At 68.0% G+C, this 23,641-nt stretch carries 26 protein-coding genes; 12 read left to right on the forward strand and 14 right to left on the reverse strand.

Going from position 1 to position 23,641, the window contains the following annotated elements:
* The first annotated feature begins 2 nt into the window (after positions 1-2).
* Positions 3-602 carry a GNAT family N-acetyltransferase gene (locus tag OMP43_RS16790; protein WP_280280680.1) on the forward strand — a complete coding sequence of 200 codons (600 nt, stop codon included), beginning with the start codon at positions 3-5 and terminating at the stop codon, positions 600-602.
* Here the strand turns inward: OMP43_RS16790 and OMP43_RS16795 are convergent.
* Together OMP43_RS16795 and OMP43_RS16800 are read right to left on the reverse strand one after the other, a co-directional pair.
* On the reverse strand, positions 566-1,309 hold the full coding sequence (locus OMP43_RS16795) for a hypothetical protein (protein ID WP_280280681.1): 744 nt from the start codon (positions 1,307-1,309) through the stop codon (positions 566-568). The genes OMP43_RS16790 and OMP43_RS16795 overlap by 37 nt on opposite strands.
* Positions 1,306-2,139, reverse strand: a complete 834-nt coding sequence (locus OMP43_RS16800) for a hypothetical protein (RefSeq protein ID WP_280280682.1) — start codon at positions 2,137-2,139, stop codon at positions 1,306-1,308. Before OMP43_RS16800 ends, OMP43_RS16795 begins: the two co-directional genes overlap by 4 nt.
* Before the next feature lie 94 nt (positions 2,140-2,233).
* Between OMP43_RS16800 and lipB the strand changes: the two genes are divergently transcribed.
* The 3 genes from lipB (at position 2,234) to OMP43_RS16815 (ending at position 4,090) form a co-directional block, all read left to right on the forward strand.
* Complete coding sequence (lipB, locus tag OMP43_RS16805; protein ID WP_280280705.1) at positions 2,234-2,875, forward strand: lipoyl(octanoyl) transferase LipB; 642 nt, start codon at positions 2,234-2,236, stop codon at positions 2,873-2,875.
* Positions 2,876-2,989: 114 nt separating this feature from the next.
* Positions 2,990-3,226 (forward strand): hypothetical protein, encoded by a 237-nt coding sequence (locus tag OMP43_RS16810; RefSeq protein ID WP_086131019.1) that lies wholly within the window; start codon positions 2,990-2,992, stop codon positions 3,224-3,226.
* 183 nt (positions 3,227-3,409) lie between these two features.
* The gene (locus OMP43_RS16815) at positions 3,410-4,090 is read left to right on the forward strand and encodes a hypothetical protein (protein WP_280280683.1); all 681 of its coding nucleotides are present in this window, start codon (positions 3,410-3,412) and stop codon (positions 4,088-4,090) included.
* A gap of 113 nt (positions 4,091-4,203) precedes the next feature.
* Here the strand turns inward: OMP43_RS16815 and queE are convergent, their stop codons facing one another.
* From queE to OMP43_RS16850, 7 genes are all read right to left on the reverse strand, one after another.
* Entirely contained in the window at positions 4,204-4,836 is a 633-nt protein-coding gene (gene queE, locus OMP43_RS16820; RefSeq protein ID WP_280280684.1) for a 7-carboxy-7-deazaguanine synthase, read from the reverse strand.
* A gap of 11 nt (positions 4,837-4,847) precedes the next feature.
* A complete protein-coding gene (gene queC, locus OMP43_RS16825) occupies positions 4,848-5,531 on the reverse strand; it encodes a 7-cyano-7-deazaguanine synthase QueC (RefSeq protein WP_280280685.1) in 684 nt (227 codons plus the stop codon).
* 175 nt (positions 5,532-5,706) lie between these two features.
* Entirely contained in the window at positions 5,707-6,114 is a 408-nt protein-coding gene (locus tag OMP43_RS16830) for a hypothetical protein (protein WP_280280686.1), read from the reverse strand.
* 71 nt (positions 6,115-6,185) lie between these two features.
* Complete coding sequence (locus tag OMP43_RS16835; protein ID WP_280280687.1) at positions 6,186-7,130, reverse strand: Hsp33 family molecular chaperone HslO; 945 nt, start codon at positions 7,128-7,130, stop codon at positions 6,186-6,188.
* A gap of 135 nt (positions 7,131-7,265) precedes the next feature.
* On the reverse strand, positions 7,266-8,183 hold the full coding sequence (argF, locus tag OMP43_RS16840) for an ornithine carbamoyltransferase (protein WP_280280688.1): 918 nt from the start codon (positions 8,181-8,183) through the stop codon (positions 7,266-7,268).
* A gap of 140 nt (positions 8,184-8,323) precedes the next feature.
* Positions 8,324-9,520, reverse strand: coding sequence for an aspartate aminotransferase family protein (locus tag OMP43_RS16845; RefSeq protein ID WP_280280689.1), 1,197 nt, complete (start codon positions 9,518-9,520; stop codon positions 8,324-8,326).
* A gap of 226 nt (positions 9,521-9,746) precedes the next feature.
* Complete coding sequence (locus tag OMP43_RS16850) at positions 9,747-10,586, reverse strand: ABC transporter permease (protein ID WP_280280690.1); 840 nt, start codon at positions 10,584-10,586, stop codon at positions 9,747-9,749.
* A gap of 55 nt (positions 10,587-10,641) precedes the next feature.
* Here OMP43_RS16850 and OMP43_RS16855 point away from each other — a divergent pair, with 55 nt between their 5' ends.
* From OMP43_RS16855 to OMP43_RS16880, 6 genes are all read left to right on the forward strand, one after another.
* Positions 10,642-11,292: a GcrA family cell cycle regulator gene (locus OMP43_RS16855; protein ID WP_280280691.1), complete on the forward strand. Its 651-nt coding sequence runs from the start codon at positions 10,642-10,644 to the stop codon at positions 11,290-11,292.
* A 6-nt stretch (positions 11,293-11,298) separates the two neighbouring features.
* Positions 11,299-11,880 carry a demethoxyubiquinone hydroxylase family protein gene (locus tag OMP43_RS16860; RefSeq protein WP_280280692.1) on the forward strand — a complete coding sequence of 194 codons (582 nt, stop codon included), beginning with the start codon at positions 11,299-11,301 and terminating at the stop codon, positions 11,878-11,880.
* Positions 11,881-11,937: 57 nt separating this feature from the next.
* Positions 11,938-12,252: a hypothetical protein gene (locus OMP43_RS16865; RefSeq protein ID WP_280280693.1), complete on the forward strand. Its 315-nt coding sequence runs from the start codon at positions 11,938-11,940 to the stop codon at positions 12,250-12,252.
* On the forward strand, positions 12,249-13,772 hold the full coding sequence (locus OMP43_RS16870; RefSeq protein ID WP_280280694.1) for a methyl-accepting chemotaxis protein: 1,524 nt from the start codon (positions 12,249-12,251) through the stop codon (positions 13,770-13,772). The genes OMP43_RS16865 and OMP43_RS16870 overlap by 4 nt, the downstream gene beginning before the upstream one ends.
* Before the next feature lie 89 nt (positions 13,773-13,861).
* Positions 13,862-15,844: a DNA topoisomerase IV subunit B gene (parE, locus tag OMP43_RS16875; RefSeq protein ID WP_280280695.1), complete on the forward strand. Its 1,983-nt coding sequence runs from the start codon at positions 13,862-13,864 to the stop codon at positions 15,842-15,844.
* 122 nt (positions 15,845-15,966) lie between these two features.
* Complete coding sequence (locus OMP43_RS16880) at positions 15,967-17,277, forward strand: serine hydrolase (RefSeq protein WP_280280696.1); 1,311 nt, start codon at positions 15,967-15,969, stop codon at positions 17,275-17,277.
* A 4-nt stretch (positions 17,278-17,281) separates the two neighbouring features.
* On the opposite strand, the gene OMP43_RS16885 is transcribed toward OMP43_RS16880, so the two are convergent.
* Positions 17,282-17,545, reverse strand: a complete 264-nt coding sequence (locus OMP43_RS16885; protein WP_280280697.1) for a hypothetical protein — start codon at positions 17,543-17,545, stop codon at positions 17,282-17,284.
* Entirely contained in the window at positions 17,542-18,375 is an 834-nt protein-coding gene (locus tag OMP43_RS16890) for a TIGR00266 family protein (RefSeq protein WP_280280698.1), read from the reverse strand. Before OMP43_RS16890 ends, OMP43_RS16885 begins: the two co-directional genes overlap by 4 nt.
* Before the next feature lie 116 nt (positions 18,376-18,491).
* On the opposite strand from OMP43_RS16890, the gene OMP43_RS16895 reads away from it, so the two are divergent.
* Positions 18,492-19,643 (forward strand): hypothetical protein, encoded by a 1,152-nt coding sequence (locus tag OMP43_RS16895; RefSeq protein ID WP_280280699.1) that lies wholly within the window; start codon positions 18,492-18,494, stop codon positions 19,641-19,643.
* A 50-nt stretch (positions 19,644-19,693) separates the two neighbouring features.
* Here the strand turns inward: OMP43_RS16895 and OMP43_RS16900 are convergent, their stop codons facing one another.
* Genes OMP43_RS16900 through OMP43_RS16910 form a run of 3 tightly spaced genes read right to left on the reverse strand, consistent with a single transcriptional unit; the run spans position 19,694 to position 22,088 of the window.
* On the reverse strand, positions 19,694-20,485 hold the full coding sequence (locus OMP43_RS16900) for a LysR family transcriptional regulator (protein WP_280280700.1): 792 nt from the start codon (positions 20,483-20,485) through the stop codon (positions 19,694-19,696).
* Positions 20,482-20,880 carry a Co2+/Mg2+ efflux protein ApaG gene (gene apaG / locus OMP43_RS16905; RefSeq protein WP_280280701.1) on the reverse strand — a complete coding sequence of 133 codons (399 nt, stop codon included), beginning with the start codon at positions 20,878-20,880 and terminating at the stop codon, positions 20,482-20,484. The genes OMP43_RS16900 and apaG overlap by 4 nt, the downstream gene beginning before the upstream one ends.
* On the reverse strand, positions 20,880-22,088 hold the full coding sequence (locus OMP43_RS16910; RefSeq protein WP_086130997.1) for an aminotransferase class I/II-fold pyridoxal phosphate-dependent enzyme: 1,209 nt from the start codon (positions 22,086-22,088) through the stop codon (positions 20,880-20,882). The genes apaG and OMP43_RS16910 overlap by 1 nt, the downstream gene beginning before the upstream one ends.
* A gap of 144 nt (positions 22,089-22,232) precedes the next feature.
* Here OMP43_RS16910 and OMP43_RS16915 point away from each other — a divergent pair, with 144 nt between their 5' ends.
* Entirely contained in the window at positions 22,233-23,534 is a 1,302-nt protein-coding gene (locus tag OMP43_RS16915) for a glycosyltransferase family 39 protein (protein ID WP_280280702.1), read from the forward strand.
* Positions 23,535-23,641 lie beyond the last annotated feature (107 nt).

Raw genomic sequence — 23,641 nt, forward strand, 5'->3', positions numbered from 1 at the left:
ACATGGGCCTGATCCCGGTCGCCGACGACCAGGTCGCCACCATCGTCACCGCGCTCGAGATGCTGGCGCGCCCGCGGCCCCGGCCCCTGCCCGATTCGCCGCTGCGGCTGGTGCGCTGGACCATGCCCGATCCGGCCAAGTATCGCGCGCTGTTCCGGCGGGTCGGCGAACCCTGGCTATGGTTCTCGCGGCTGGTGATGGACGAGGCGCGGCTGACCGCCATCATTCACGATCCCCGGGTCCATGTCTTCGCGGTGGTCGATCGCGCGGGGATCGAAGTCGGCATGCTCGAGCTCGATTTCCGTGCCGAGGCGACCTGCGAGCTGGGCTTTGTCGGGCTGGTGCCCGAGCTGGCGGGCAAGGGGCATGGCGGCTGGCTGATGGCGCAGGCGCTGATGCTGGCCTGGACGCCGGACGTGACGCGCGTCTGGGTGCACACCTGCACGCTCGACCATCCAGGCGCGCTCGGCTTCTACCGCAAGCACGGCTTCGTGCCCTATCGGCGCACGGTGGAGACATTCGCGGATCCGCGGCTGGCGGGCGTGCTGGCGCCGGGCACCGCGCCTCAGATCCCCTGCCTGGGGGCGCCGGCCAGCCGATAGGCGGCGACGCGGATCAGCGCGAGCGCGGCCCAGGCACCACCGCCGAACAGCGCGGTGACGAGATAGGAGACCGGCGCCACCGCCTGCGCGCCGCCGATGAGCGCGGCGATCGTTCCCAGGATGCCGCCGGTGACGATCACGAGCCCAAACGCCAGGAACATTATCATCGATGCAAGGCCGAGCAGCGCGAAGCCGGTGAGGCCGGCGCTGCGCCGCCACCCCTCGCGAAAGGCGCCGAGCATGCCCGCGGCCGGATCGGCGGCCAGGGCGGGCCCCGCGAGCCAGGTTCGCGCCAATACGAACAGGCCGGGGATCACGAACAGCGAGAAGCCGAGGGAGAAGAATAGCCCGGCGATCACGGTGAGCACGAAGAAGGCGGCGAAGCGCTTGAGCGTGATCAGCAGCACTTCGCCCAGCGTGCGCCCGCCGCCCTGGAGATAGAGGTTGAATATCGCGAAGGTGCCGAATTCGATGGCGATGTTGATCGCCAGGATCGCCGGCAGATTGGCGGTGTAGAAGGCCGTCAGCGCCTGGCGCAGCTTTTCGGGGTCTCCTCCGGTTGCCGTCGGTTCGAGCCCCGCGAGCAGCAGCGCCGCGCCCAGCATCGGCACCACGAAGAACATGCCCGCCAGCGCCACGAGCAGCTCGCGTTCCGCGCGCCAGAGAGTGACGGCATCGGCGAGGATGCCGCGGCTGGTGAGGCTCATGCGCGGAACGCGCCTTCGCGCAGCCCGGCATCCGCCGCGAGGGCCAGATAGAGCTTGGCGGTGAAGGCGGGCACCAGCACGGTGAAGCCGGTCTGCACCGCGGCGACGACGATCGAGGTGAGCACCCCCGCCAGCGTGATCCCTTCGGCCGGCCCGCCGGTGACGAGCGCGAAGATGCTGCCGAACACCATGTTGGCGGCGAGCATCGAGACCCAGGAAACCAGCGCGAAGAGCAGGATCACCCCGATGATCCGCCAGGTCATGCCGCGAGTGAGCTTCCAGGACTGGCGCAGCGCGGAGAACATCCGCTTCTCGCGCACGATCACCGCATTGGTGATCAGCAGCCGCGCACCGATCCACAGCAGCAGCCCGAGCAGCACTAGCCCGTAGAGCGCGATCCCGCCGGCAATCTGCGGGCCAAGCCCGGCATTGGCGCCGCGCGCGATCTCCATCAGGTCGTACCCGTTCAGCTGCAGCGCCAGCGGGACCGGCAGCACCAGCAGAAACATCACCGCGAACAACAGCACCGAGACCGCGAGCGCCGGCAGCAGCCGGTCGCGCCCGATCACTCCGGCGCCGCGCGCGCTCGCCATGTCGAGCGCCATCGCCGAGATGGTGAGCGAGCCCCATAGCGAGAGAATGCCGAAAGCGAGCTGGACGGCGTAGAGCGACAGCACCAGCTCCGGGCCGCCCCCGGTCTTGGCCGCCTGGAAGCTGCCCTCGATCGAAGCGGGCACGAAGAAGGCGAGCAGCGCCACGGGCAGGATCGCGCCCAGATTGTCGCTCAGAAACTCCGCCGTCCGATCCCAGACGGTGCCCATCTTCGCCATGCGCCCGATGTCCTCCCTCCATCCGGTGTTAGCGGGCGCGCATTATGTTGCCAATGCTTGCGCAATCGCTTTCGGATGCGCAATTCGCATGGCGATGAACCAGGATATCGAATGGCGGGTCGCCCCGGAGCCGATCGAATATGGCGCCGCGCTGGCCGAGATGGAGGCGCACGTCGCCGCGCTGACCGCCGGCACCGCGCCCGAACGCATCTGGCTGCTCGAGCATCCGAGCGTCTACACCGCCGGCACCAGCGCCACCGACGCGGGCGAGCTGATCGACCCGCGCTTTCCTGTGTTCCGCACCGGGCGCGGCGGGCGCTACACTTATCACGGGCCCGGCCAGCGCATCGGCTATCTGATGCTCGACCTGCGCCGGCGCAAGCGCGACGTGCGCGGCTATGTCCATGCCGTGGAAGGCTGGGTGATCGCCGCGTTGGGCGAGCTGGGGATCGAGGCGTTCCGCGCCGAGGGCCGCATCGGCATCTGGACGCTCGACCAGGCGGGCCGGGAAGCGAAGATCGGCGCGATCGGCGTGCGCATCCGGCAATGGGTGACCATGCACGGCTTCGCAGTGAATCTCTCGCCGAACCTGAGCGATTTCAACGGAATCGTCCCCTGCGGCATCGCCGAGTTCCCCGTCACCAGCGCCGCCGCGCTCGGCAAGCCGGTAACATTCCGGCAATTCGATTCGGCGCTCCGGGCCACATTTTTGCCATTTTTGGACGCTCTCTCCTGAGCGCAGGTCAAATCGAGTCTTGAGGGGTTTGCCCGAACCGTCTAATGTCCACTCCGGTTTGGGTATTAAACGGCGTAACCGTAATCCAGATCCATTATCTAGGGAGCTTTCTACATGCGTGCAGTCATTTCGAAGATCGTTGCAGGTTCGATGATCGCCGGCGCGGCCCTCCTGGCCTCGGCGTGCACCAGCAACGAGTCGACCAACGTGACCAACACCACCGAAGTCGTTCCGACCGAGAACGTGACCACCGACACCATGGTGACCAACATCGACGCCGCCGCCACCGAGAACGGCGCCGTGGTCGAGAACACCACCACCGTCGAGACCAACACCACCAACGCGCACTGATCGCGCGCCCGGTAGGGTGTTTGAAGAAAGGGCCGTCCGGGCGACCGGGCGGCCCTTTTCGTTTCCCGATTTGCGATGAAATGCCGGTATGGCACGGCCCGGATGGTAAAAAGGGGCTTCAACCCGGACTCGGAACACCGTAACCCCTGCCCACGGGGTCAACTGGTAGTTTTCGAGGGCAGCATGCTCGCATCGCGTATCGCACTTATGCTGGCCGGGGGGATCGGCCTGTTCGCATCCGCGCCGGCTTCGGCGCAATTCTTCCTCAAGCCCGCCAATCTCGAGAGCGGGCGAGTCACCGGGGCGGAGCCCGGGATGACCGGCCCGGCGCTGCCGGGCGCCACCGCCGCCGAGCTGCGCGCCGCGCTCGCCTGGAACCTGCGTGCCGCGCTCAACGTCGCGGCGCTCCAGTGCCAGTTCGAGCCGACGCTGTTGTCGGTCGACAATTACAATTCGCTGATCAAGGACCACGCGATCGAACTGCGTGATTCCTACGCTACGCTCGAGAAATATTTTGAACGAGCGTACAAGAACAAGAAGCAGGGCCAGCTAGAGCTCGACAAGTACGGGACCCGCATCTACTCGGGATTCTCGACTGTTCAGGGGCAGCTCTCTTTCTGCCAGACGGCCGCCGCAATCGGCCATGATGCGGTGTTCGTGAAGCCGGGCCAGTTCGGCGATCTGGCGCAGGACCGGATGAAGGAACTGCGCGCCAGCCTGGGCCCCTGGGGCGAGCAATATCGTCCGTCGGGCTATATCGTCACCGGCATGTACGGCGTGAAGATGCCGCCTTTCGGCAACGACAAATGCTGGAAGAAGGGCCAGTATCAGGTCAAGAAGTGCGGCCCGCTGCTGATCGATTGATCGGCTGACCGGCTTCCCCGCTCCCTCCCGTCATCCCGGCGAAAGCCGGGATCTCAGGCGATGGCGCGGGGAAGGAGCAGTACGAGATCCCGGCGTTCGCCGGGATGACGACTTTACCGCAATCCCAGCATCTTGTGCGTCTGCAAGGTCAGCCGCCATTTCGGCCGCGCCATCGCGAAGGCGATCGCGGCCCGCATGTTCTCGGCCGTTTCCGCGCTGTCCATCGGCTGGACCAGGAAATTGGCGAAGTCCCAGCCCTCGAGCGTGTCGACATCGGTGCCGGGCTGCGGCCAGACCAGCTTGAGCTCGTCGCCGGCACGCTGGACGACCTCGCTCCCCGCCTTGGGGCTGATGCACACCCAGTCGATCCCCGGATGCACCGGCAAGGTGCCGTTGCTCTCGATCGCGATTCGGAAGCCGCGGCCGTGGAGCGCGTCGACCAGCGCATCGTCCACCTGCAGCATGGGCTCGCCGCCGGTGAGCACGACGAAGCGCGCCTCGGTCCCCGCGCCCCAATGCCCGGCCACCGCATCGGCCAGCGCCGCTGCACCGGCGAACTTGCCGCCGCCCAGCCCATCGGTGCCGACGAAATCGGTGTCGCAGAACCGGCAGATCGCACTGGCGCGGTCCTGCTCGCGGCCGGTCCACAGATTGCACCCGGCGAAGCGCACGAACACCGCGCGTGCACCGGCATTCACCCCCTCGCCCTGAAGCGTGAGGAACATCTCCTTGACGCTGTAGGTCATGATCCGGAACCCTATGGCTGCGCCGCGTACTGCGTCGGATCGGCGATCCCGGCTTCCTCGAAGCCCTTGGCGCGCAATCGGCAGCTGTCGCACAGGCCGCAATGCAGCCCGCCCGGCGCCGGATCGTAGCAGGACCAGCTCAGGCCCATGTCGAGCCCGAGCCGCGTGCCTTCGCGCACGATGTCCGCCTTGGTCATGTGCTGGAGCGGCGCGCGAATGCGGAAGGGCGTGCCTTCCACGCCGGCCTTGGTCGCCAGCTCGGCGAGCTTCTCGAAGCCTTCGATGAATTCGGGGCGGCAATCGGGATAGCCCGAATAATCGAGCGCATTGACGCCGATATAGATGTCGCGCGCCCCCGAAGCCTCGGCCCAGCCGAGCGCGAGGCTGAGGAAGATGGTGTTGCGCGCCGGCACATAGGTGACGGGAATGTCGTCCCCCACGCCTTGCTTGGGCACGTCGATATCGGCGGTGAGCGCCGACCCGCCGAACGCGCGCAGGTCCATCGGCATGACGATGTGGCGCTCGGCACCCAGGGTCGCGGCGACACGGCGGGCGGCGGCCAGCTCGATATGGTGACGCTGGTTATAGTCGAACGAGAGCGCCATCAGCCGATATCCCGCCTCGCGCGCGAGCGCGGCCGAGATCATCGAATCGAGTCCGCCGGAAACCAGTACGATTGCAACACTGTCTGTCATCGCCGCGCCCTACTCCGGATTCCGCCGCGAGGCAAAGAACGCGCGGCCGGACGCAAAATGGGCCGCCCGTGAGCGGCCCAGTTTCTTGGGATAACCCCATGCCAGAGAGGAAAGTGCTCACGAGGAGCGAGGAGCAACTTAGCCCGGCAGCAGTGAAATAAGGGTTAAGTCCCGTTCAGCCGCAGGCGCCGGCGCGGCGCGCTTCATATTCCTGCTCGAACGGCGAACCGTCGAGCACGCCCTGGGTCTCGATCCGCACCAGTCGCGGCGTCTCCACGGTGATCGTGGTGCGGCCCTGGCCATGCCCGGTGCAAGTGTAGCGCACCGTCGCCGCGCGCTGGTCCTGCGCGACCACGAACTGCTCGCACGGCGTGGTGCCATGGGCGAGCTGGATGAAGCTGTTCGGCCCCGCGAAGCAGATCTTGCGCTCGCCGCCGCGCCGCTCCTTGAGCAGCCATTGGCCGCGCTCGATCTGCGAAAGCACTGCCTGGCTGGAGGAACGATGGGCCGAAGCCGGCCCATCGCCCACGATAAACAGCGATGCGCCGGCAAATGCCACGCACACCAGACGCTTGAACAACATGCGCAACGTCCTCCCGTCGCGGCCCCGAGAGCCCGCGCCCTTTGCGCCCGATATGGGGCGATCCCGCCGGATTACAACGGCGGCGGAACGAAATCGGCGAGCTTCACCGGGAACTTCTTCGAGCAGAAGGCACAGTCGACGGCGATCACCCCGGTCTCGTCCGCCATCGCCGCCCGCTCCTCTTCCGGGAACTTGGCGAGCACCTCGGTGATGTAGCCAGGGTCGCACCGGCAGCCGCGCGAGAGATCCGCGCCGCTGAGGACGCGCACTTCTTCCTCTTCGTTGAACAGCCGCCAGACGAGCGATTCGAGCGGGATCGCTCCATCGGCCAGCTCGTCTACACCCATGGTCGAGCCCAGCGCCTCGACATGCTGCCATTCGGGATGATCGAGCCGCACGTGCAGCCGCTCGCGCCCTGCCTCGCCCTCCGGCAGATGCTGGAGGAACAGGCCGCCGCCGATCCACTTGCCGGTCTCCCTGTCGCGCCGCGCGCCCAGCCGCACCAGGCTGGGGATCTGCTCCGACTGGAGGAAATAGCTCTGCGCGGCCTCGGCCAGCGAGCCGGCGTCGAGCGGCACGATGCCCTGGTAGCGCTCCTTGGTGGCCGCCTGGTCGAAGGTGATCGCCAGATGGCCCTTGTGGAACAGCGCGAACAGCGACGGATTCTTGCCGAGCTGCGACAGGCGCAGGGCATCGAACTGCACATAGCCGCGCAGTTCGCCATTCTTGTAGTCGCACACCAGCAGGCTGACGATGCCGCCCTGGGTCTGCGCCTGGAGCGTCATCTGCCCCTCGGCCTGCTTGAGCGTGGCGCCGAGCAGGGCAGTGAGCGTCAGCGCCTCGGCCAGCAGCCGCTCGATCTGCTCGGGATAGGCGTGCGCCGACAGGATCTCGTCGAGCACCGGCCCCAGCCGCGCAACGCGGCCACGGGTGTGGCGGCCGGGAATGGTGAAGCCGATCACGCGATCGAGATCGGTGGTGGGGGCGGTGTTGGTCACAATTCTTACCTTCGTCATCCCCGCGAAAGCGGGGAACCATCTCGTGCAGACGCCACGATATACAATAGCTGTAGTGCAGGAGGAGGGTTCGGGAGATGGGCCCCGCTTTCGCGGGGATGACGCTAAGATAGTTGCCGATCCAGCAGCTTCAACTCAGCCGATCTGCCCGAAGCACCAGCGCAGCACCGCCTTCTGCGCATGGAGGCGGTTCTCCGCCTCCTGCCAGATCAGCGACTGGGGGCCGTCGATTACTTCGTCGGTCACTTCCTCGCCGCGGTGCGCGGGCAGGCAGTGGAGGAACTTCGCGCCCGGCTTGGCCGAGGCCATCAGCGCCGCGGTCACCTGGAAGGGCATCATCGCGGCGAGCTTGGTCTCGGCATGGGCCTGGCCCATCGAGATCCAGGTATCGGTGACGACGATGTCCGCGCCCTCCACCGCTTCCTTCGGTGTGCCGACGACCTTCGCCCGGCCCTTGCCGCGGGCAACGTCCGCGTCGCTCGGCTGATAGCCCTGCGGGCAGGCGGCGACCACGTCGAAGCCCATCAGCCCGCCCGCCTCCATGATCGAGGCGAGGACGTTGTTGCCGTCGCCCAGCCAGGCGACCCTGAGCCCCGGCAGCGCGAAGCCCGCCTCGAGGATCGTCTCCATGTCCGCCATGATCTGGCAGGGATGCGAAGCGTCGGTGAGCCCGTTGATCACCGGCACGCTGGCATATTTCGCCATGTCGACCACCTTCTGGTGATCGTCGGTGCGGATCATGATCGCGTCGACATAGCCCGACAGGATGCGCGCGGTGTCGGCGATGCTCTCGCCGCGGCCGAGCTGCATCGAGCCCGCGTCCATCACGATCGAAGTGCCGCCGAGCTGGCGGATCGCCATGTCGAACGAGACGCGGGTCCGCGTCGAGTTCTTCTCGAACACCATTGCCAGCACGCGGCCGGCGAGCGGGGCGTCGGCATCCGCCTTGCCCTTGGGCCAGCCGGCACGGGCCTGTTTGCGGGCGATCGCATCGTCGAGCATCGCCTGGATGCCGGCGGCGCCGGCGTCGGTGAGATCAAGGAAATGGCGCATCTTAAATCCTCCCCGGCACGGGGAGGGGGACCATGCGAAACATGGTGGAGGGGCTCCTCCACCAGCGATTCGCTTGGGGCACGCCCCCTCCACCCCTGCCTTCGGCAGCGGTCCCCCTCCCCGTTCCGGGGAGGATCGAATTAATCATCGCTCGGCGGCGCGAAGCTGCGCGCGCCCTCGCTCAGGCGCTCGATGCACTCGGCGATGTGATCCTCGTTGATCACCAGCGGCGGCAGCACGCGGAACACGTTCTCGCCCGCGGCCACGGTCAGCAGCCCGTGATTGTCGCGCAGATGCGCCACGAAGTCGCGGCTGACGACACTGTCCTTCATCTTGATGCCGAGCATCAGGCCCTTGCCGCGAATCTCCTCGAACAGGTGATCATGGTTCGGGATCATCTGCTCGAAGGCCTGGCGCAGGCGCTCGCCCATCTTCTCGACATGCGGCAGGAAATCGGGCTCGAGCATCACGTCGAGCACCGCCTGGCCGGCCGCCATGGCGAGCGGGTTGCCGCCATAGGTGGAGCCGTGGGTGCCGATCACCATGCCCTTGGCCGCTTCCTCGGTGGCGAGGCAGGCGCCGAGCGGGAAGCCGCCGCCAATGCCCTTGGCCGCGGTCAGGATGTCCGGCGTGATGCCGTAATGCTCATAGGCCCACATCTTGCCGGTGCGGCCATAGCCGCACTGGATCTCGTCGAGGATGAGCAGCAGGCCATGCTCGTCGCATGCCTTGCGCAGGCCCTGGATGAACTCCTTGGTGCCCGCGGTCATGCCGCCCTCGCCCTGCACCGTCTCGACCAGGAAGCCGGCAGTCTCGCCGTCGATCTTGGCGAGCGCGCCCTCCAGATCGTTGAACTTCACATAGTCGAAGCCCGGCAGCAGCGGCTCGAAGCCGTCGCGCATCTTGGGCTGGTCGGTCGCCGAGATCGCGCCGATCGAACGGCCGTGGAAGGCGTTCTTGAAGGTGATCAGCTTGTGGCGCTGCGGGTTGCCGTTGACGTAGTGATAGCGGCGCGCGGTCTTGATCGCGCACTCGATCGCCTCGACGCCGCTGTTCGTGAAGAACACCGTGTCGGCGAAGCTGTTGTCGACGATCCGCTGGGCCAGCGCCTCGCCCTGGGGGGAGCCGTAGAGGTTCGACACGTGCATCAGCGTGGCGACCTGGTCCTGCAGCGCCTTGGTCAGATGGGGATGGCCATGGCCGAGCGCGTTGACCGCGATGCCGGCGGCGAAGTCCAGATACTGCTCGCCGCGCTCGCCATAGAGATACACGCCCTCGCCTCGGACCGGCCGCACAGCGCACCGCGGATAGACGGGCATGAGCGGGGTGATGGCCATGGGAACGTACCTCCTTCGTGAAAAGCTCGGAAACGAGACTCCAGAAACGACAAAGGGCGGCCTATCGGGACCGCCCGAGGCGGGTGTTTACGAGGGGTGGCCGGGAGGCGTCAATAATCGTTTCGGCGCGGGGCATGCCGGGGCGTTATCGGCCCATCCCCTTCGCACCTCACCCCGGGCTTGGGCCGGGGTGGAATCGGGTTGGAGCGCGAACGGCGTGTGGCCGTCAGTTCTTGATCTTCCAGCCCTTGCGCAGCAGCGCGTAGCAGCCGAAGCCCAGCAGCACGTCGAGACCCAGGATCACCAGGCTGCCGGCCAGGATCGGCGAATCGGCGACGCCGATAAAGCCGTAGCGGAAGCCGGAGATGATGTAGAAGAACGGGTTGGCGTGGCTGATCGCCTGAAAGGTCGGGGCGAGGCGCTCGACCGAGTAGAAGGTGCCCGACAGCAGGGCCAGCGGCGCCACCACGAAATTGGTCACCGCCGCGGCGTGATCGAACTTCTCCGCCCAGATCGAGGTCAGCACGCCCATCAGCGCGAGGAACAGCGAGCCGAGAAAACCGAACCACAGCACCGCCCAGAGGTGCTGCGGCCAGACATTGACGCCCCAGATCGCCATGGCCAGCCACACCGTGCCGCCGACGCAGAAGGCGCGCGTCACCGCCCCGCCGCACAAGGCCGCCAGCATCTCGGTGGTCGAGAGCGGCGGCATCAGGTAATCGACGATCGTGCCCTGGATCTTGCCGACGAGCAGCGAGAAGCTGGCATTGGCGAAGGCGTTCTGCAGCATGCCCATCACGATCAGGCCGGGCGCGATGAACTCGGCGAAGTGAATCTCGCGGTGCTGGACGCTCACCATCCGCCCGCCGCCGCCCAAAGCGACGGTGAAGATCACCAGAAACAGCAGCGTCGTCACCGCCGGCGCCCATATCGTCTGGAGCTGCACCTTGAAGAAACGGCGCACCTCCTTGATATAGAGGGTGCGCAAACCTCCCCAGTTGACGTTGCGGATCACCGGAACGCCGGGCTCGGGGAGCTGTTGACCGAATTCAGGCTGGCTGCTCATCGCGCGTTCGCGTAACCGCTGCACGAGCCGACGGCAAGGTGAAGGAAGAGAAGTTTTGAGCTGGACCGAAGAGCGGATCGATACGCTGAAGAAGATGTGGGACAGCGGGCTGACCGCAACCCAGATCGCCGAGGAGCTGGGCGGGGTGAGTCGCAATGCCGTGATCGGCAAGGCGCACCGCCTGGGCCTGCCCGCCCGTCCGTCGCCGGTGAAGCCCAACGAGCCCAAGGCTGCGGCCGAGCCCAAGCCGGCGCCCGCGCCGCGCCCGGCCCCGGCCGCCGCCGCGCCCGCCGAGTCGCCGGCCCCGCGCGCCGCCGCGCCCGCCGCCGCGCCCTCGGCCCCGGCCGAGCCCAAGCCCGTCGCGGACGGGCCGGTGCTCCGTTCGGTCGGCCCGGGCGGCTTCGTCCGCCAGAACCCCGGCGAACAGGCTCCGCCGATCTCGCCGGCCCCGCCGCGCCGCCTCGTCCCCGCCAAGCCTTCCGAGGCGATCGCGGGCAAGACCAGCCTGCTCGATCTCAACGACAAGATCTGCAAATGGCCGATCGGCCATCCGGGCGAGCCGGACTTCCATTTCTGCGGCGACAAGGTGAACCCGGGCTTCCCCTATTGCGTCGAGCATTGCGGCCATGCCTATCAGGCGCAGTTGCCCCGCCGCGATCGCCGCCCGCCGCCGCCGCTGCCCTTTGGCGGCCCGCGCGTCCGCTAGATCCTGATGCCGATCGCGGCACGCCTGGCGCCCGGCGAGACGCTGGGCGACCGCGTGCTGCGCGTCGATCATGCCGGCGAGCATGGCGCGGTGTGCGTCTATCGGGCGCAGCTGCGGCTCGCCCGCTGGACCGCGCCGGACCTGCTGGCCGAGATCGACGACTTCATCGCGCACGAGAAACGTCACCGCGCACTGTTTGCCGCCGAGCTGGCGCGCCGCGGCCAGTCGCGCTGCCCGAGCTACGCTCTATGCGCAGTGCTCGGCACCTTGCTCGGCACCGTCACCGGGCTGCTCGGCCGGCACGCGATCGCCGCCACCACCGTTGCGATCGAGCGCGTCGTGCTCCGCCACATGGCCGAGCAGCTCGCGGCACTCGGATCCGGCGATCCGGCCGTCGTCGCCATCCTGGCGGACATCGTCGCGGAGGAGCAGGAGCATCATGATCGATCCGCTGCGCATCTGCGGGGCGGCGTCCTGCAGCTTGTGCTCGACGCCGGTGTCGGCATCGCGACCGAGGCAGTGATCTGGATCGGCATGCACCGCCGGTCCGGACCAAGGCCCATCGGACAGGCGCCAGGAATATCGTAATCTGCGCAAATGCTGTGGTTTACGTGTTTCTAACCTAATTCCCGCTAGACGCGCGGAATGAACCGTTTCGGATCGATCTTCGCCCGCCACGCCCTGCCCCTGCAACTCGCGCTGGTCGGGCTGGCATTGGCCTGCGCGGCCTTCTGGCCACCCAGCCAGGGGCGGATGCTGCTGGTGCCGATGCTGCCGGGTGCGGCGGACCGCATGCTCGCCGGGGCAGTCGATGGCGGCGCGCAGCTGCTCGGCGACGGACCGCTGCCGGGCAGCTTCGTCGTCACGGGCGCGCATCCCGCCATCGCCGCGGCGCTCCGGGGCCGGGCGATCCTGATCCTCGCGGCACCGCCCGCCCTGTGCGGAGGCGCGGCCGCATGAACGAGATCGATCGCCTTCGGCGCCGCGGCGTCCGGACGCTGGTCATGGCCAGCTGGGCCACCGTCGGCGTGGTCTTCGTGCTCGGCCTGCTGCTCGGCAGCCAGCGCGAATGGATGACCTTCGTGCTGGGCACGGCGGCGAACATCGCCCCGACGATCGTCGCGCTGCGGCGCCGCTACGATGCCGCCGCACGGCTGATCGTCGGCACGCTCGCCGCCGTCCAGCCCGCGCTCGCCGTCTATGCGCTGACCGGCCATCCCTGGCAGATGGACTCGCACATGTATTTCTTCGTCGCGCTCTCGGGCCTGACGCTGCTCTATGACTGGCGGCCGATCGCGCTCGCCTGCGCGCTGATCGCCGTCCATCACATCGTCTTCCAGCTCGCGGTGCCGGCCTGGGTGTTCGAGGGCGGCGGCAATTTCGGGCGCGTCGCCTTCCACGCCGTGGCGGTGCTGCTCGAATTCGCGGTGCTCACCTATCTCACCACCCAGCTCGTCCGCCTGGTCGAGGCGCAGGCCGATGCCCGCGCCCAGAGCGACCGCTTCGCGGCCGACGCCACCGCGCGGCGCGACGATGCCGAGGCGGCGCTCACCGCGGTGCGCGCCGCCGAAGCGCGCGAGCGCGCCGAGCGCGAGCGGCGCGAGACGAGCGAGCGCGGCGCGGCCGCCGAACGCCGCCACGAGATGCTGGCGCTCGCCACCGCCTTCCAGGATTCGGTCGCCGAGACGGTGCGCGACGTGACCCGCGCCGCGAGCGACCTCGATCGCTCGGCCCATGCGCTCAATTCGCTCGCCCATACGGCAAGCGTGGAGCTCGCCGCGACCGCGCACATCGCCAGCCAGGCCTCGGACACGGCCGGCGGGCTCGCCAGCGGGGTGCGCCAGCTGACCGCCTCGATCGTGGCGATCGCCACCAGCGTCGACCAGCAGGCGAATCTGAGCGGCGCCGCGCGCGGCGTCTCGCGATCCGGCGAGAATGCGGTGCGCGCGCTGGCCGAGCGCACGAGCACGATCACCCGCTTCGCCGAATCGATCCAGGAAATCGCCGCGCGGACCAACCTGCTCGCGCTCAACGCCACGATCGAGGCGGCGCGCGCCGGCGATATCGGCCGCGGCTTCGCGGTGGTCGCGCATGAAGTGAAGGCACTCGCCAACCAGACCGGCTCCGCGACCGAGGAGATCCGCACCCTCGCCGGCACCGTCCAGGGCGGCGCGACCCTGGCGCACGGCGCGCTCGACGAGATCGCCGCCACCGTGGCCGAAGTCGCGGCGGCGGCGGAGGCGATCCGCAGCGAAGTCGACGGGCAGCGCCAGGCCGCCGGCATGATCGAGGCGACCGCGCACGACACCGCCATCGGCGCCACGCGCATGGCCGAGCGGATCGGCGCTGTCGCCACCGTGGCAAGCGACACCGAGGCGCTGTCCGACCAGGTCTCCAGCGCCGCGACCGGGCTTTCCGAAGCGGCGGTGGCGCTGGAGGCGGCGACCGACAGGTTCATCGCCCAGCTCAAGGCGGCGTGATTCCCCAATTCCTCCCCGAGCAAGCCGGGGGAGGAATTGGACAGCCCCATCCCTTGCGCCCGTCACCCCGCACCCCCTATACGTTCTCCATGGCCGCTGAAGACCTGTTTGCCGCGCCGGGCGTGCCCTCCGGCACCTATGACGCCTCCTCGATCGAAGTCCTTGAAGGGCTGGAGCCGGTTCGGCGCCGCCCGGGCATGTATATCGGCGGCACCGACGAGCGCGCGCTGCATCACCTCGCCGCCGAGATCCTCGACAATGCGATGGACGAGGCGGTGGCCGGCCATGCCAATCGCATCGAAGTCACGCTGGAGGCCGGCAACCGCATCACCATCGTCGACAATGGCCGCGGCATGCCGATCGATCCGCACCCGAAATTCCCCGACAAGTCGGCGCTCGAGGTGATCCTCTCGATGCTCCACTCGGGCGGCAAGTTCTCCGGCAAGGCCTATGCCACTTCGGGCGGCCTGCACGGCGTCGGCATCTCGGTGGTCAACGCGCTGTCGATCGACACCATTGTCGAGGTCGCGCGCGACAAGCAGCTCTATCGCCAGCGCTTCAGCCAGGGGAAGACGCTGGGGCCGCTCGAGCATGTCGGCGGCACGCCCAACCGGCGCGGCACCTCGGTCAGCTTCGTTCCCGATACCGAGATCTTCGGCGAGATGCTGTTCAAGCCGGGCCGGCTCTACAAGCTGGTCCGTTCCAAGGCGTATCTGTTCGCCGGCGTCGAGATCCGCTGGAAATGCGATGCCGAGCTGATCAGCGATGAGACGCCGCCCGAAGCGGTGTTCCAGTTCCCCGGCGGCCTGGCCGATCACCTGAAGGAACAGCTGGGCGCCCGCGAATGCGCCACCGCCGATTTCTTCGCCGGCCGCCAGGACTTCCCCGGCGAGAATAACGGCCGCGTCGAATGGGCGGTCGCCTGGCCGCTGTGGAGCGACGGTTCGTACAGCTGGTATTGCAACACCATCCCGACACCCGATGGCGGCACGCACGAGGCGGGGCTCCGCGCGGCGCTGACCAAGGGCATCCGTGCCTTTGGCGAGCTGATCGGCAACAAGAAGGCCAAGGACATCACCGCCGACGACGTGATGACCGGCTCCGAACTCATGCTGTCGGTCTTCATTCGCGATCCGCAATTCCAGTCGCAGACCAAGGACCGCCTGACCTCGCCCGAGGCCGCCGGCCTGGTCGAGAAGGCCGTGCGCGACCATTTCGACCATTTCCTCGCCGACAATATGGATCGCGGCAAGGCGCTGCTCGGCTATGTGCTCGAGCGGATGGACGATCGCCTCCGCCGCAAGCAGGAGCGCGAGGTCAAGCGCAAGACCGCGACCAGCGCGCGCAAGCTCCGCCTGCCCGGCAAGCTCACCGATTGCTCGGCCGACGATCCGGCGGGGACCGAGCTGTTCATCGTCGAGGGCGATTCGGCCGGCGGCAGCGCCAAGCAGGCACGCGACCGCAAGACCCAGGCGATCCTGCCGATCCGCGGCAAGATCCTCAACGTCGCCTCGGCCACCAGCGCCAAGATCCTGGCGAACCAGGAGATCGCCGACCTGATCCTCGCCATGGGCTGCGGCACCCGCAAGGACTGCGACCCCTCGAATCTCCGCTACGAGCGGATCATCATCATGACCGACGCGGACGTGGACGGCGCCCATATCGCCACGCTGCTCATGACCTTCTTCTTTCAGGAAATGCCCGACCTGGTGCGCCAGGGGCATCTCTACCTGGCCCAGCCGCCGCTCTATCGCCTGACCGTCGGCTCCAAGTCGCTCTATGCCCGCGACGATGCGCACCGGCTCGAGATCGAGAGCACCGCGTTCAAGGGCAAGAAGGTCGAGGTCAGCCGCTTCAAGGGCCTGGGCGAGATGAACCCGAACCAGCTCAAGGAAACCACCATGGACCCGGCGACCCGGGGCCTGCTGCGCATCACCCTGCCCCAGGAATATGAGGAGCGCGCCGGAGTGAAGGACCTGGTCGACCGGCTTATGGGCAACAATCCCGCCCACCGCTTCGCCTTCATCCAGGAGAATGCGGCGCGGCTGGACGAGGAAGTGATCGACGCCTGAGAAAGCCCGCCTGCCCGGCCACGTCGTCCCGGCGAAAGCCGGGATGACGATGAAGGCAATAAATGTTGATATCATGATTTCCAACAGCTAGAAGCGGCACGTCCACAGCCGATGAGGCAATGATGCGCCTGCTCCCGCTTCTCGCCGCCTTCCTGATCGCCGCGCCCGCTGCCGCGCCTGCCGCGCCGCTCCAGACCGTTCAGGCCGATCCCGCCTTCACCGCGCGACTCGGTGAACTGATCGCGATCCTGAACGGCGGCGGTGATTATGCGGCGTTCTTCACGCCCGCCTTCAAGGAGAAGGTGCCCAAGGCGATGTTCGACGAGGTCACTGCCCAGCTGAGCGCCGCCAACGGCAAGCCGGTCGCGATCCTGAGCGCCGCGCAGGAGACGCCGTGGCGCGCGAATGTCCGGGTCCAGTACCAGAAGGCGGTGGCCAATGTGCTGCTGGTCGTCGACCCGGCGCCGCCGCATCAGGTGGGCGGGCTGCTCGTCCGCGGATTCGAAAGCGCGGAGAAGACGCTGCCGGAGGTCGAGCGCGCCTTTGCCGCGCTGCCCGGCGATGTCGGCTATGCGATCGCGAAACTGGGCGGCGGCGCGCCGCAGCTGCTCGCCGGGCGCAATGCCGACAAACCCTATGCGATCGGATCGGCGTTCAAGCTGGTGATACTCGCCGAGCTGGTCCGCGCGACCAATGCCGGCGAGCGCAAATGGGACGATCTCGTCACGCTGGACGGCGGCCCGCTGCCCGGCGGCGGCTATTCCGGCAAGCCCAAGGGCACTCAGGTGAGCCTGCGCGAGCTCGCCGCCCAGATGATCTCGATCAGCGACAACAGCGCGACCGACATTCTGCTGAAGGCGCTGGGCCGCGAGAAGGTGGAAGCGATGATGCCGGTGCTCGGCATTGCCGATCCGGCGCGCAACCGGCCGTTCCTGGGCACGCTCGAGCTGTTCAAGCTGAAGGGCGTCGCGGGGCTGGGCGAACGCTATCTGAAGCTCGACGAAGCCGGGCGGCGCAAGCTGCTCGACGGCGAAGTGGCCGGCGTGCCCAATATCCTGATCGATGCGACCAGCTTCACCAGGAAGATCCCGAAGCTGATCGACACGTTCGAATGGTTCGAGAGCCCGAACGACCTGATCCGGGTGATGGACTGGCTGCGGCGGAACACCGAGGGCGCGGCCGGCGCCGAGGCGCGCAGGATCCTGTCGATCAACCCCGGCATCGGCCCCGATGCGCGCGGCAAGTGGCAATGGGTCGGCTACAAGGGCGGATCGGAGCCCGGCGTGATGAACATGACCCTGCTGCTCCAGGCGCGGAATGGCGACTGGTACGTCGTCACCGGCAGCTGGAACGACGTGCAGAAGGCCGTCGATGAGGGCCGCTTCGCATCGCTGATCGGCAGGACGGCGGAACTGGCCGCGCCGGCGCCCTGATCCCTCAGATCTCGCCGCGCATCCGCCGCTTGTGATACTTGGCGCGCGCGCCGATGCCGAAGAGCATCAGCGCGAAGCCGGCGACGATCGCGGCCAGCGTGACGATGTTCGGGACCGGCGTCCAATAGGCGTTGACCAGGATCAGCGCCGAGCCAAGCATCGCCAGCGCGACGCCGGTGCGGCGAACGCCCCTGGCCACCTGCATCAGCTCGCGCCGATAGGCGCGGCGCTGCTCGGGATCGCGCAGATCGGGAATCGGCCGGCTCAACGATTGCCCCCGATCAGGTCGCCGATCCCGCCCAGCACCGAGCCTTCGCCGCGATTCTGCCCGCCATGGGAACTCGCCGCCGCCATCATCCGTCCGGCAAGGCGCGAGAAGGGCAGCGACTGGATCCAGACCTTGCCCGGGCCGCGCAGCCGCGCGAAGAACAGGCCCTCGCCGCCAAAGATCGCGCTGCGCACTCCGCCCGCGCCGACCAGGTCGAAATCCACCGAAGGCGTGAAAGCGGCGACGCAGCCGGTATCGACGTGCAGTTCCTCGCCCGGGGCCAGCTCGCGCTCGACGACCATGCCGCCGAACTGGACGAACACCCAGCCATCGCCGTCGAGCTTCTGCATGATGAAGCCCTCGCCGCCGAACAGGCCGGTCATGACCCGGCGCTGGAAGGCGATGCCCATCGACACGCCCTTGGCGGCGCAGAGGAACGCGTCTTTCTGGCAGATCAGCGTGCCGCCGACCGAATCGAGCTTCAGCGGCACGATCGCACCCGGCACCGGCGCCGCGAAGGCGACGCGCGCCTTGCCCGAGCCGTTATGGGTGAAGACGGTGGTGAACAGGCTCTCGCCCGTGACCAGCCGCTTGCCGGCGCCGAGCAGCGCGCCCATGAAGCCGCCGCCCTGCGCGCCGCTGCCGTCGCCGAACACGGTGGTCATTCCCACCGCCGCATCCTTCCACACCAGCGCCCCCGCCTCGGCCACCGCGCTCTCGCCCGGATCGAGCTCGATCTCGACGAACTGGAGCTCCTGCCCCTTGATCTCGAAATCGATATCGTCGGCGATGCCGGCGCTGCGGCTGTGGCTCCAGGGACTTTGCGGCATGTTCCAGTTCTCCTGCACTCGGCCCGAGCCTAGCCGGTCCTCCGGTTCGATGCCATTTGTTCTGGATTGTTCGGGCGTAGTGTGCGGAGATATTCCGGTAGCAACGGAGAAGCGGAATGCGAGCTTTGATCGTGCTGACGGCGATGACCGCAGCGGTGCCCGTGGAGGCGCAGGAAAATCACCAGGATACGGTTCCGACGATCATGGTCACCGGCAGCCCGCTGGCCGAGACCGGCAGGAAGCTCAAGGATTGCCTAGCGCGCCGCTGCACGCCCAAGGAAGACATCGCGGCATCGCTCGCCCATGCCGAGAACCAGTATCTCGCCGGCGACTATGAAGGCGCGCGCGCGACGCTTTCCCGATCGCACAATCGCAACGCGCGCTACGCCAAGGCATATCCGGTCGAAGTCTCCGACCTTCAGCGCGCCTATGGGAGCGTGACCGACATCGCCGGCCTTCCCGAAAATGGCCGGGTGCTCCAGATTTTCGCGTTCGAGACGCTGCGTGCCGGCCAGGGCGGAACGAGCGAGAGCGCGCTCGACCAGCTGCTGCTCACTGGCGACGCTTCACTCACCACCGGCCGCCTGACGCGCGCGATGGACGTCTATCGCAAGGTCGAACGCAAGGCGCGCGAGTCAGGACAGCTACAGGTCCAGGGCCGGGCGATGCTGCGCCAGGCGGGAACCTATACCACGCTCGCCACGCGCGCGGCGGGCTATGACGATCTCGCGCGCCGCCAGATCGAGCGGATCGAACAGACCAGCGCACCCGAGCTCGCCACCTATCGCATCGCCGCCGGGATGCTGCGTGCTCGCCTGGCAGCGTCCAAGGGCGGCGAAGCGTCGATCGACAAGGCGATCGCCACGCTGCCCGCCAAGGGCAAGGCCAGGCTGGTCCCGTTCTACGATCCGCCGCTGCTGCCGGCCGACCCGGGCATTGGCGTGGCGCCGCCCAGCGATCCCGAATGGATCGACCTGCGCTACCGCGTCGATGCGTCGGGGCGTGTGCACGATGTCGAGCAGCTGCGCGGCTCCGCGCACCTCACCGGCGACTGGGCCAGGCATGTCCGGACATCGGTCGCTCGTCGGCGTTATGTGCCGATGGATTTCGGAACGGACGGCGACGACCTGGTTCGAATCGAACGCTTCACCCTGGTATTCGATGCCTTTGCGGGCACGGGCACGCACATCAGCGGCCGAGCGGACGCGGCGCGGATAGTAGCGCTCGACCTCACTCCAGGCGCAGGCGAGAGGTCGGCCAGCCGATAGGACCAGCCCCGTTGCCGATCCGTCTCCCGCTGCGCAGGCGGGGAACCTGCTCATGCCGCGAGCGCGTCGACCAGCGTCTTCACTTTCTTCTGCCGCCACTGGGGCAGAGGCGCGACCAGCCAATAGCCGAGCTTCGAGCTCTTGGGCTCGCCGACGACCACGACCCGGCCCGATTCGATGTCGCTGCGCGCCAGCAGCTCGGGCACGGTCGCGCGCCCCAGCCCCTCGGCCGCCGCGTCGAGCGCGAGCCCCGCATCGGCGACCCGCACCAGCGAGCCGGCATCCTCGGCCATGCAGCCGGGCCAGGAGATGCGCACGTCGATGCTGCCACCCGGTCGCTCGACCGTAATCATCCCGTCGCTCTCCAGCGCCTCGCCCTCATGCTCGCCGGGGCCCTCGCCCCAGCGGATGGCGAGGTCGAGATTGGCCTCGGTGAAGTCGATCGCCTCATCGGCGGGGACGAGCATGAAGCGCAGGTCGCTGTCCTCGCGCGCGATCTCGGCCAGGCGCGGCATCAGCCATTTCGCGGTCAGGTCGCGCGGCGCGGCGATGGTCAGCGACTTGGACGATTGCCCCGCCTGCATCGCGCGCACGCTCTCCTCGAACTGGAGGAAGCCCGCCCGTAGCGCGGCCAGCCCGGCCTCGGCCTCGGGAGTCAGCTCCAGCCCCTTGGTGGTGCGGCGGAACAGGACGACGCCCAGCGTATCCTCCAGCGCGCGAATCTGCTGGCCGACTGCCGCCGGCGTCACCGCCAGCTCGTCCGCCGCGCGCGTGAAGCTCAGGTGCCGCGCCGCCGCGTCGAGCACGCGCAGGCCGTTCAGGGGCAGATGCGTCCGCTTCATTCCGCCACCGCCGGCGCCGTGAGCGCGAACTTCGGAATGGCGACGTCGAACGCCGAGCCATCCTCCCCGATCATGTGATAGCTGCCCTGCATATTCCCCATCGGCGTGCTCAGCGGGCAGCCCGAGACATAGTCGAAGCTCGCCCCCGGCGCGATCATCGGCTGCTCGCCGACCACGCCCTCGCCCTCCACCGTATGGCGCGCGCCGCGGCCGTCGGTGATGATCCAGTGGCGCGTCAGGAGCTGCACCGTCATCGTCCCGCTATTCTCGATGCGGATGTGATAGGCCCAGAACCAGCGGCCGCGATCGGGCTCGCTCTGCTCGGGAAGATAGCTCACCGACACGCGCACGGTGATCCCGCGCGTTTCCGCCGCATCGGTGAACAATGCGTCCATCACAATCCGGCGGCCCTCAGCGCCTGGTCCAGATCGGCGATCACGTCCTCGGAATCCTCCAGCCCGACATTCAGGCGCAGCATGCCCTCGGTCACGCCCATCTCCAAGCGCTTCTCCTCGGCCACGCTCGAATGGGTGGTGGAGGCCGGATGCGTCATCAGCGAGCGCGAATCGCCGATATTGTTCGAGATGTCGACCAGCTCGAGCGCGTCGAGCAGCGCGTGCGCCTGCTTGCGGCCGCCATCGACCTCGAACGAGAAGATCGGGCCCGCCGCGTCCATCTGGCGGTTGAAGAGGTTGTGCTGCGGGTGGCTGGGCAGCGCCGGGAAGTTGATCCGTGGCACGCGCGCCTCCAGGAAGCTGCCCACCTTCAGCGCATTCTCGCTCTGCCGGCGGATGCGCAGGTCGAGCGTCTCCAGCCCCTTGAGCACCACCCAGGCGTTGAACGGCGACAGCGTCGGCCCGGTGTTGCGCGTGAAGGGCAGCAGCACGTCGTTGATGAAGGCCGAGGAGCCGGCGACCGCGCCGGCGAGCACGCGGCCCTGCCCGTCCATCATCTTGGTCGCCGAATAGGCGACGACGTCCGCGCCGAATTCGAGCGGGCGCTGCAGCGCGGGCGTGGCGAAGGCATTGTCGACCACGCTGGTGATGCCGTGCCTGCGGGCGATGGCGCACACCGCTTCCAGGTCGACCACGTCCATCGTCGGATTGGCGGGCGTCTCGAAGAAGAAGACCTTGGTGTTCGGGCGCACCGCGTCGGCGAACTGCTGCGGATCGCGCGCGTCGATCACCGTGGTCTCCACGCCGAAGCGGGGGAGCAGGCTGTCGGTCAGCCAGCGGCAGGAACCGAAGGCGGCGCGGCCCTGGACGATATGGTCGCCCGCGCTCACCTGGCAGAGGATCGCCGCCGTCATCGCCGCCATGCCCGAGGACATGGTGCGGCAGGCCTCGGCGCCTTCGAGCAGCGCGATCCGCTCCTCGAGCATCTCCACCGTCGGGTTCTGCAGGCGCGAATAGGTCATGCCCTGCTGCTCGCCCGCGAAGCGCGCGGCGGCGTCGCCGGCGCAATCATAGGCATAGCCGGACGTGAGGAACATCGCCTCGCTCGTCTCGCCCCATTCCGAACGCGCGGTCCCCCCACGCACGGCCTGGGTGGCGGGTTTCCAGTTGCGGGTTACGCTGCGGTCTTGGCCGGTACGACGCTTCATAGTGCGGGATGCTTTGCGGCTGAGGGAACGGGGCGTCAACACCGCTCGTCACTTGGGCGCCGACAAGTCCTGCTTCGTCGCTGCGCGAATCCGGAAACCAAGTTCAGCATGACGGCTGCGAAACGCTCGGCTAATCAACGCGCCATGCTCGATCGCCTCAAGGCCCTGCAGGACCGCCCCTGGCTCGTCGCCCTGCTCCTCGCCGTTGCCGTGCAGGCGCTGTTCCTGGTCCATCTCGACCAGCCGAGCGTGATCATGTTCGACGAGGTGCACTACCTGCCCGCCGCCCAGGCGCTGCTCGACCTGTCGGGCCCGCGCAACGTCGAGCATCCGATGCTCGGCAAGGAACTGATCGCGGCCGGCATGGCGCTGCTCGGCGACAATCCCTTTGGCTGGCGCATCGCCTCGACGCTGGCGGGCACCGCCACGGTGCTCGGCGTCTTCGCGTTCCTCTGGCTGCTCGCCGGCACCATGCGCACCGCGCTGGTCGGCGCCGTGCTCACCACGCTCAACCAGACCGTCTATGTCCAGGCGCGCACCGGGATGCTCGACATCTTCCTCGGCGCCTTCCTGGTCTGGGCGCTGGTGATGCTGCTCTGGTCGATGCAGGGAAGCGGCAGGGCGGTGTGGTGGCGCTGGATCGCCGGCAGCGCGCTGCTCGGCTGCGTCACCGCGGTCAAATGGGCGGGCGTGCCCTATATCGTGCTCGCCGCCCTGGCATTTCTCGTGATCCGCGCGCGCGACGCGCGCCTGGCGAAGAAACCGATCCTCTCGGCGCTTTCGGGCAAGGAGCAGCGCCATTGGGCCGGCCTGCCCGCCGTCCCGGCGATCCTGGCGATGGGCGTGGTGAGCGTGATCACCTATTTCATCACCTTCGCGCCGGCCTTCTTCTACACCACCGATCCGCTGACCTCGCTTTCCGGCCTGTTCAGCCAGCAGATCCACATGTGGCAGATGCAGACGCAGATCCTGCCGCACCACACCTATCAGTCCAGCTGGTGGAGCTGGCCGCTGATGCTGCGGCCGATCTGGTATTTCTACGAATGGGATCGCGGCGCCCAGCGCGGCGTGCTGCTGATCGGCAATCCGCTGATCATGTGGGGCGGCCTGGTCGCGGTGGCGGCCTGTTACTGGGCGTGGTTCAAGGACAGGGCGATCCGGCCGCTGGCGATGGCGCTGCTATGGACGGCCTCGCTGGCGATCTATGTCGTCATCCCCAAGTCGATCGGCTTCTATTATTACTATCATCCGAGCAGCATCTTCCTGTGCATGGCGCTGCCGATCGCCTTCCAGCATTTCGACCGCGGCCGGAACCGCGGCTGGGAGGAATGGTTCGCCGCGCTCTCGCTGTTGGTGTTCGGCTATTTCTATCCGATCCTCTCGGCCGCCCCGCTGGCGGACAGCCAGGGCTTCGTCCACTGGATGTGGATCGGCAGCTGGCGGTAGCCAACGCCCCTCCCTTCCCGGGAGGGGACCGTCAGTACCGTCCCCAGACGAAGCGCGAGGACAGCGCGAAGTTCCAGACGGCGGCGACGGCGATGCCGGCCAGCGCC

This window comes from Sphingomonas sp. CBMAI 2297, from assembly GCF_029870595.1.
GTDB lineage: Bacteria > Pseudomonadota > Alphaproteobacteria > Sphingomonadales > Sphingomonadaceae > Sphingomonas.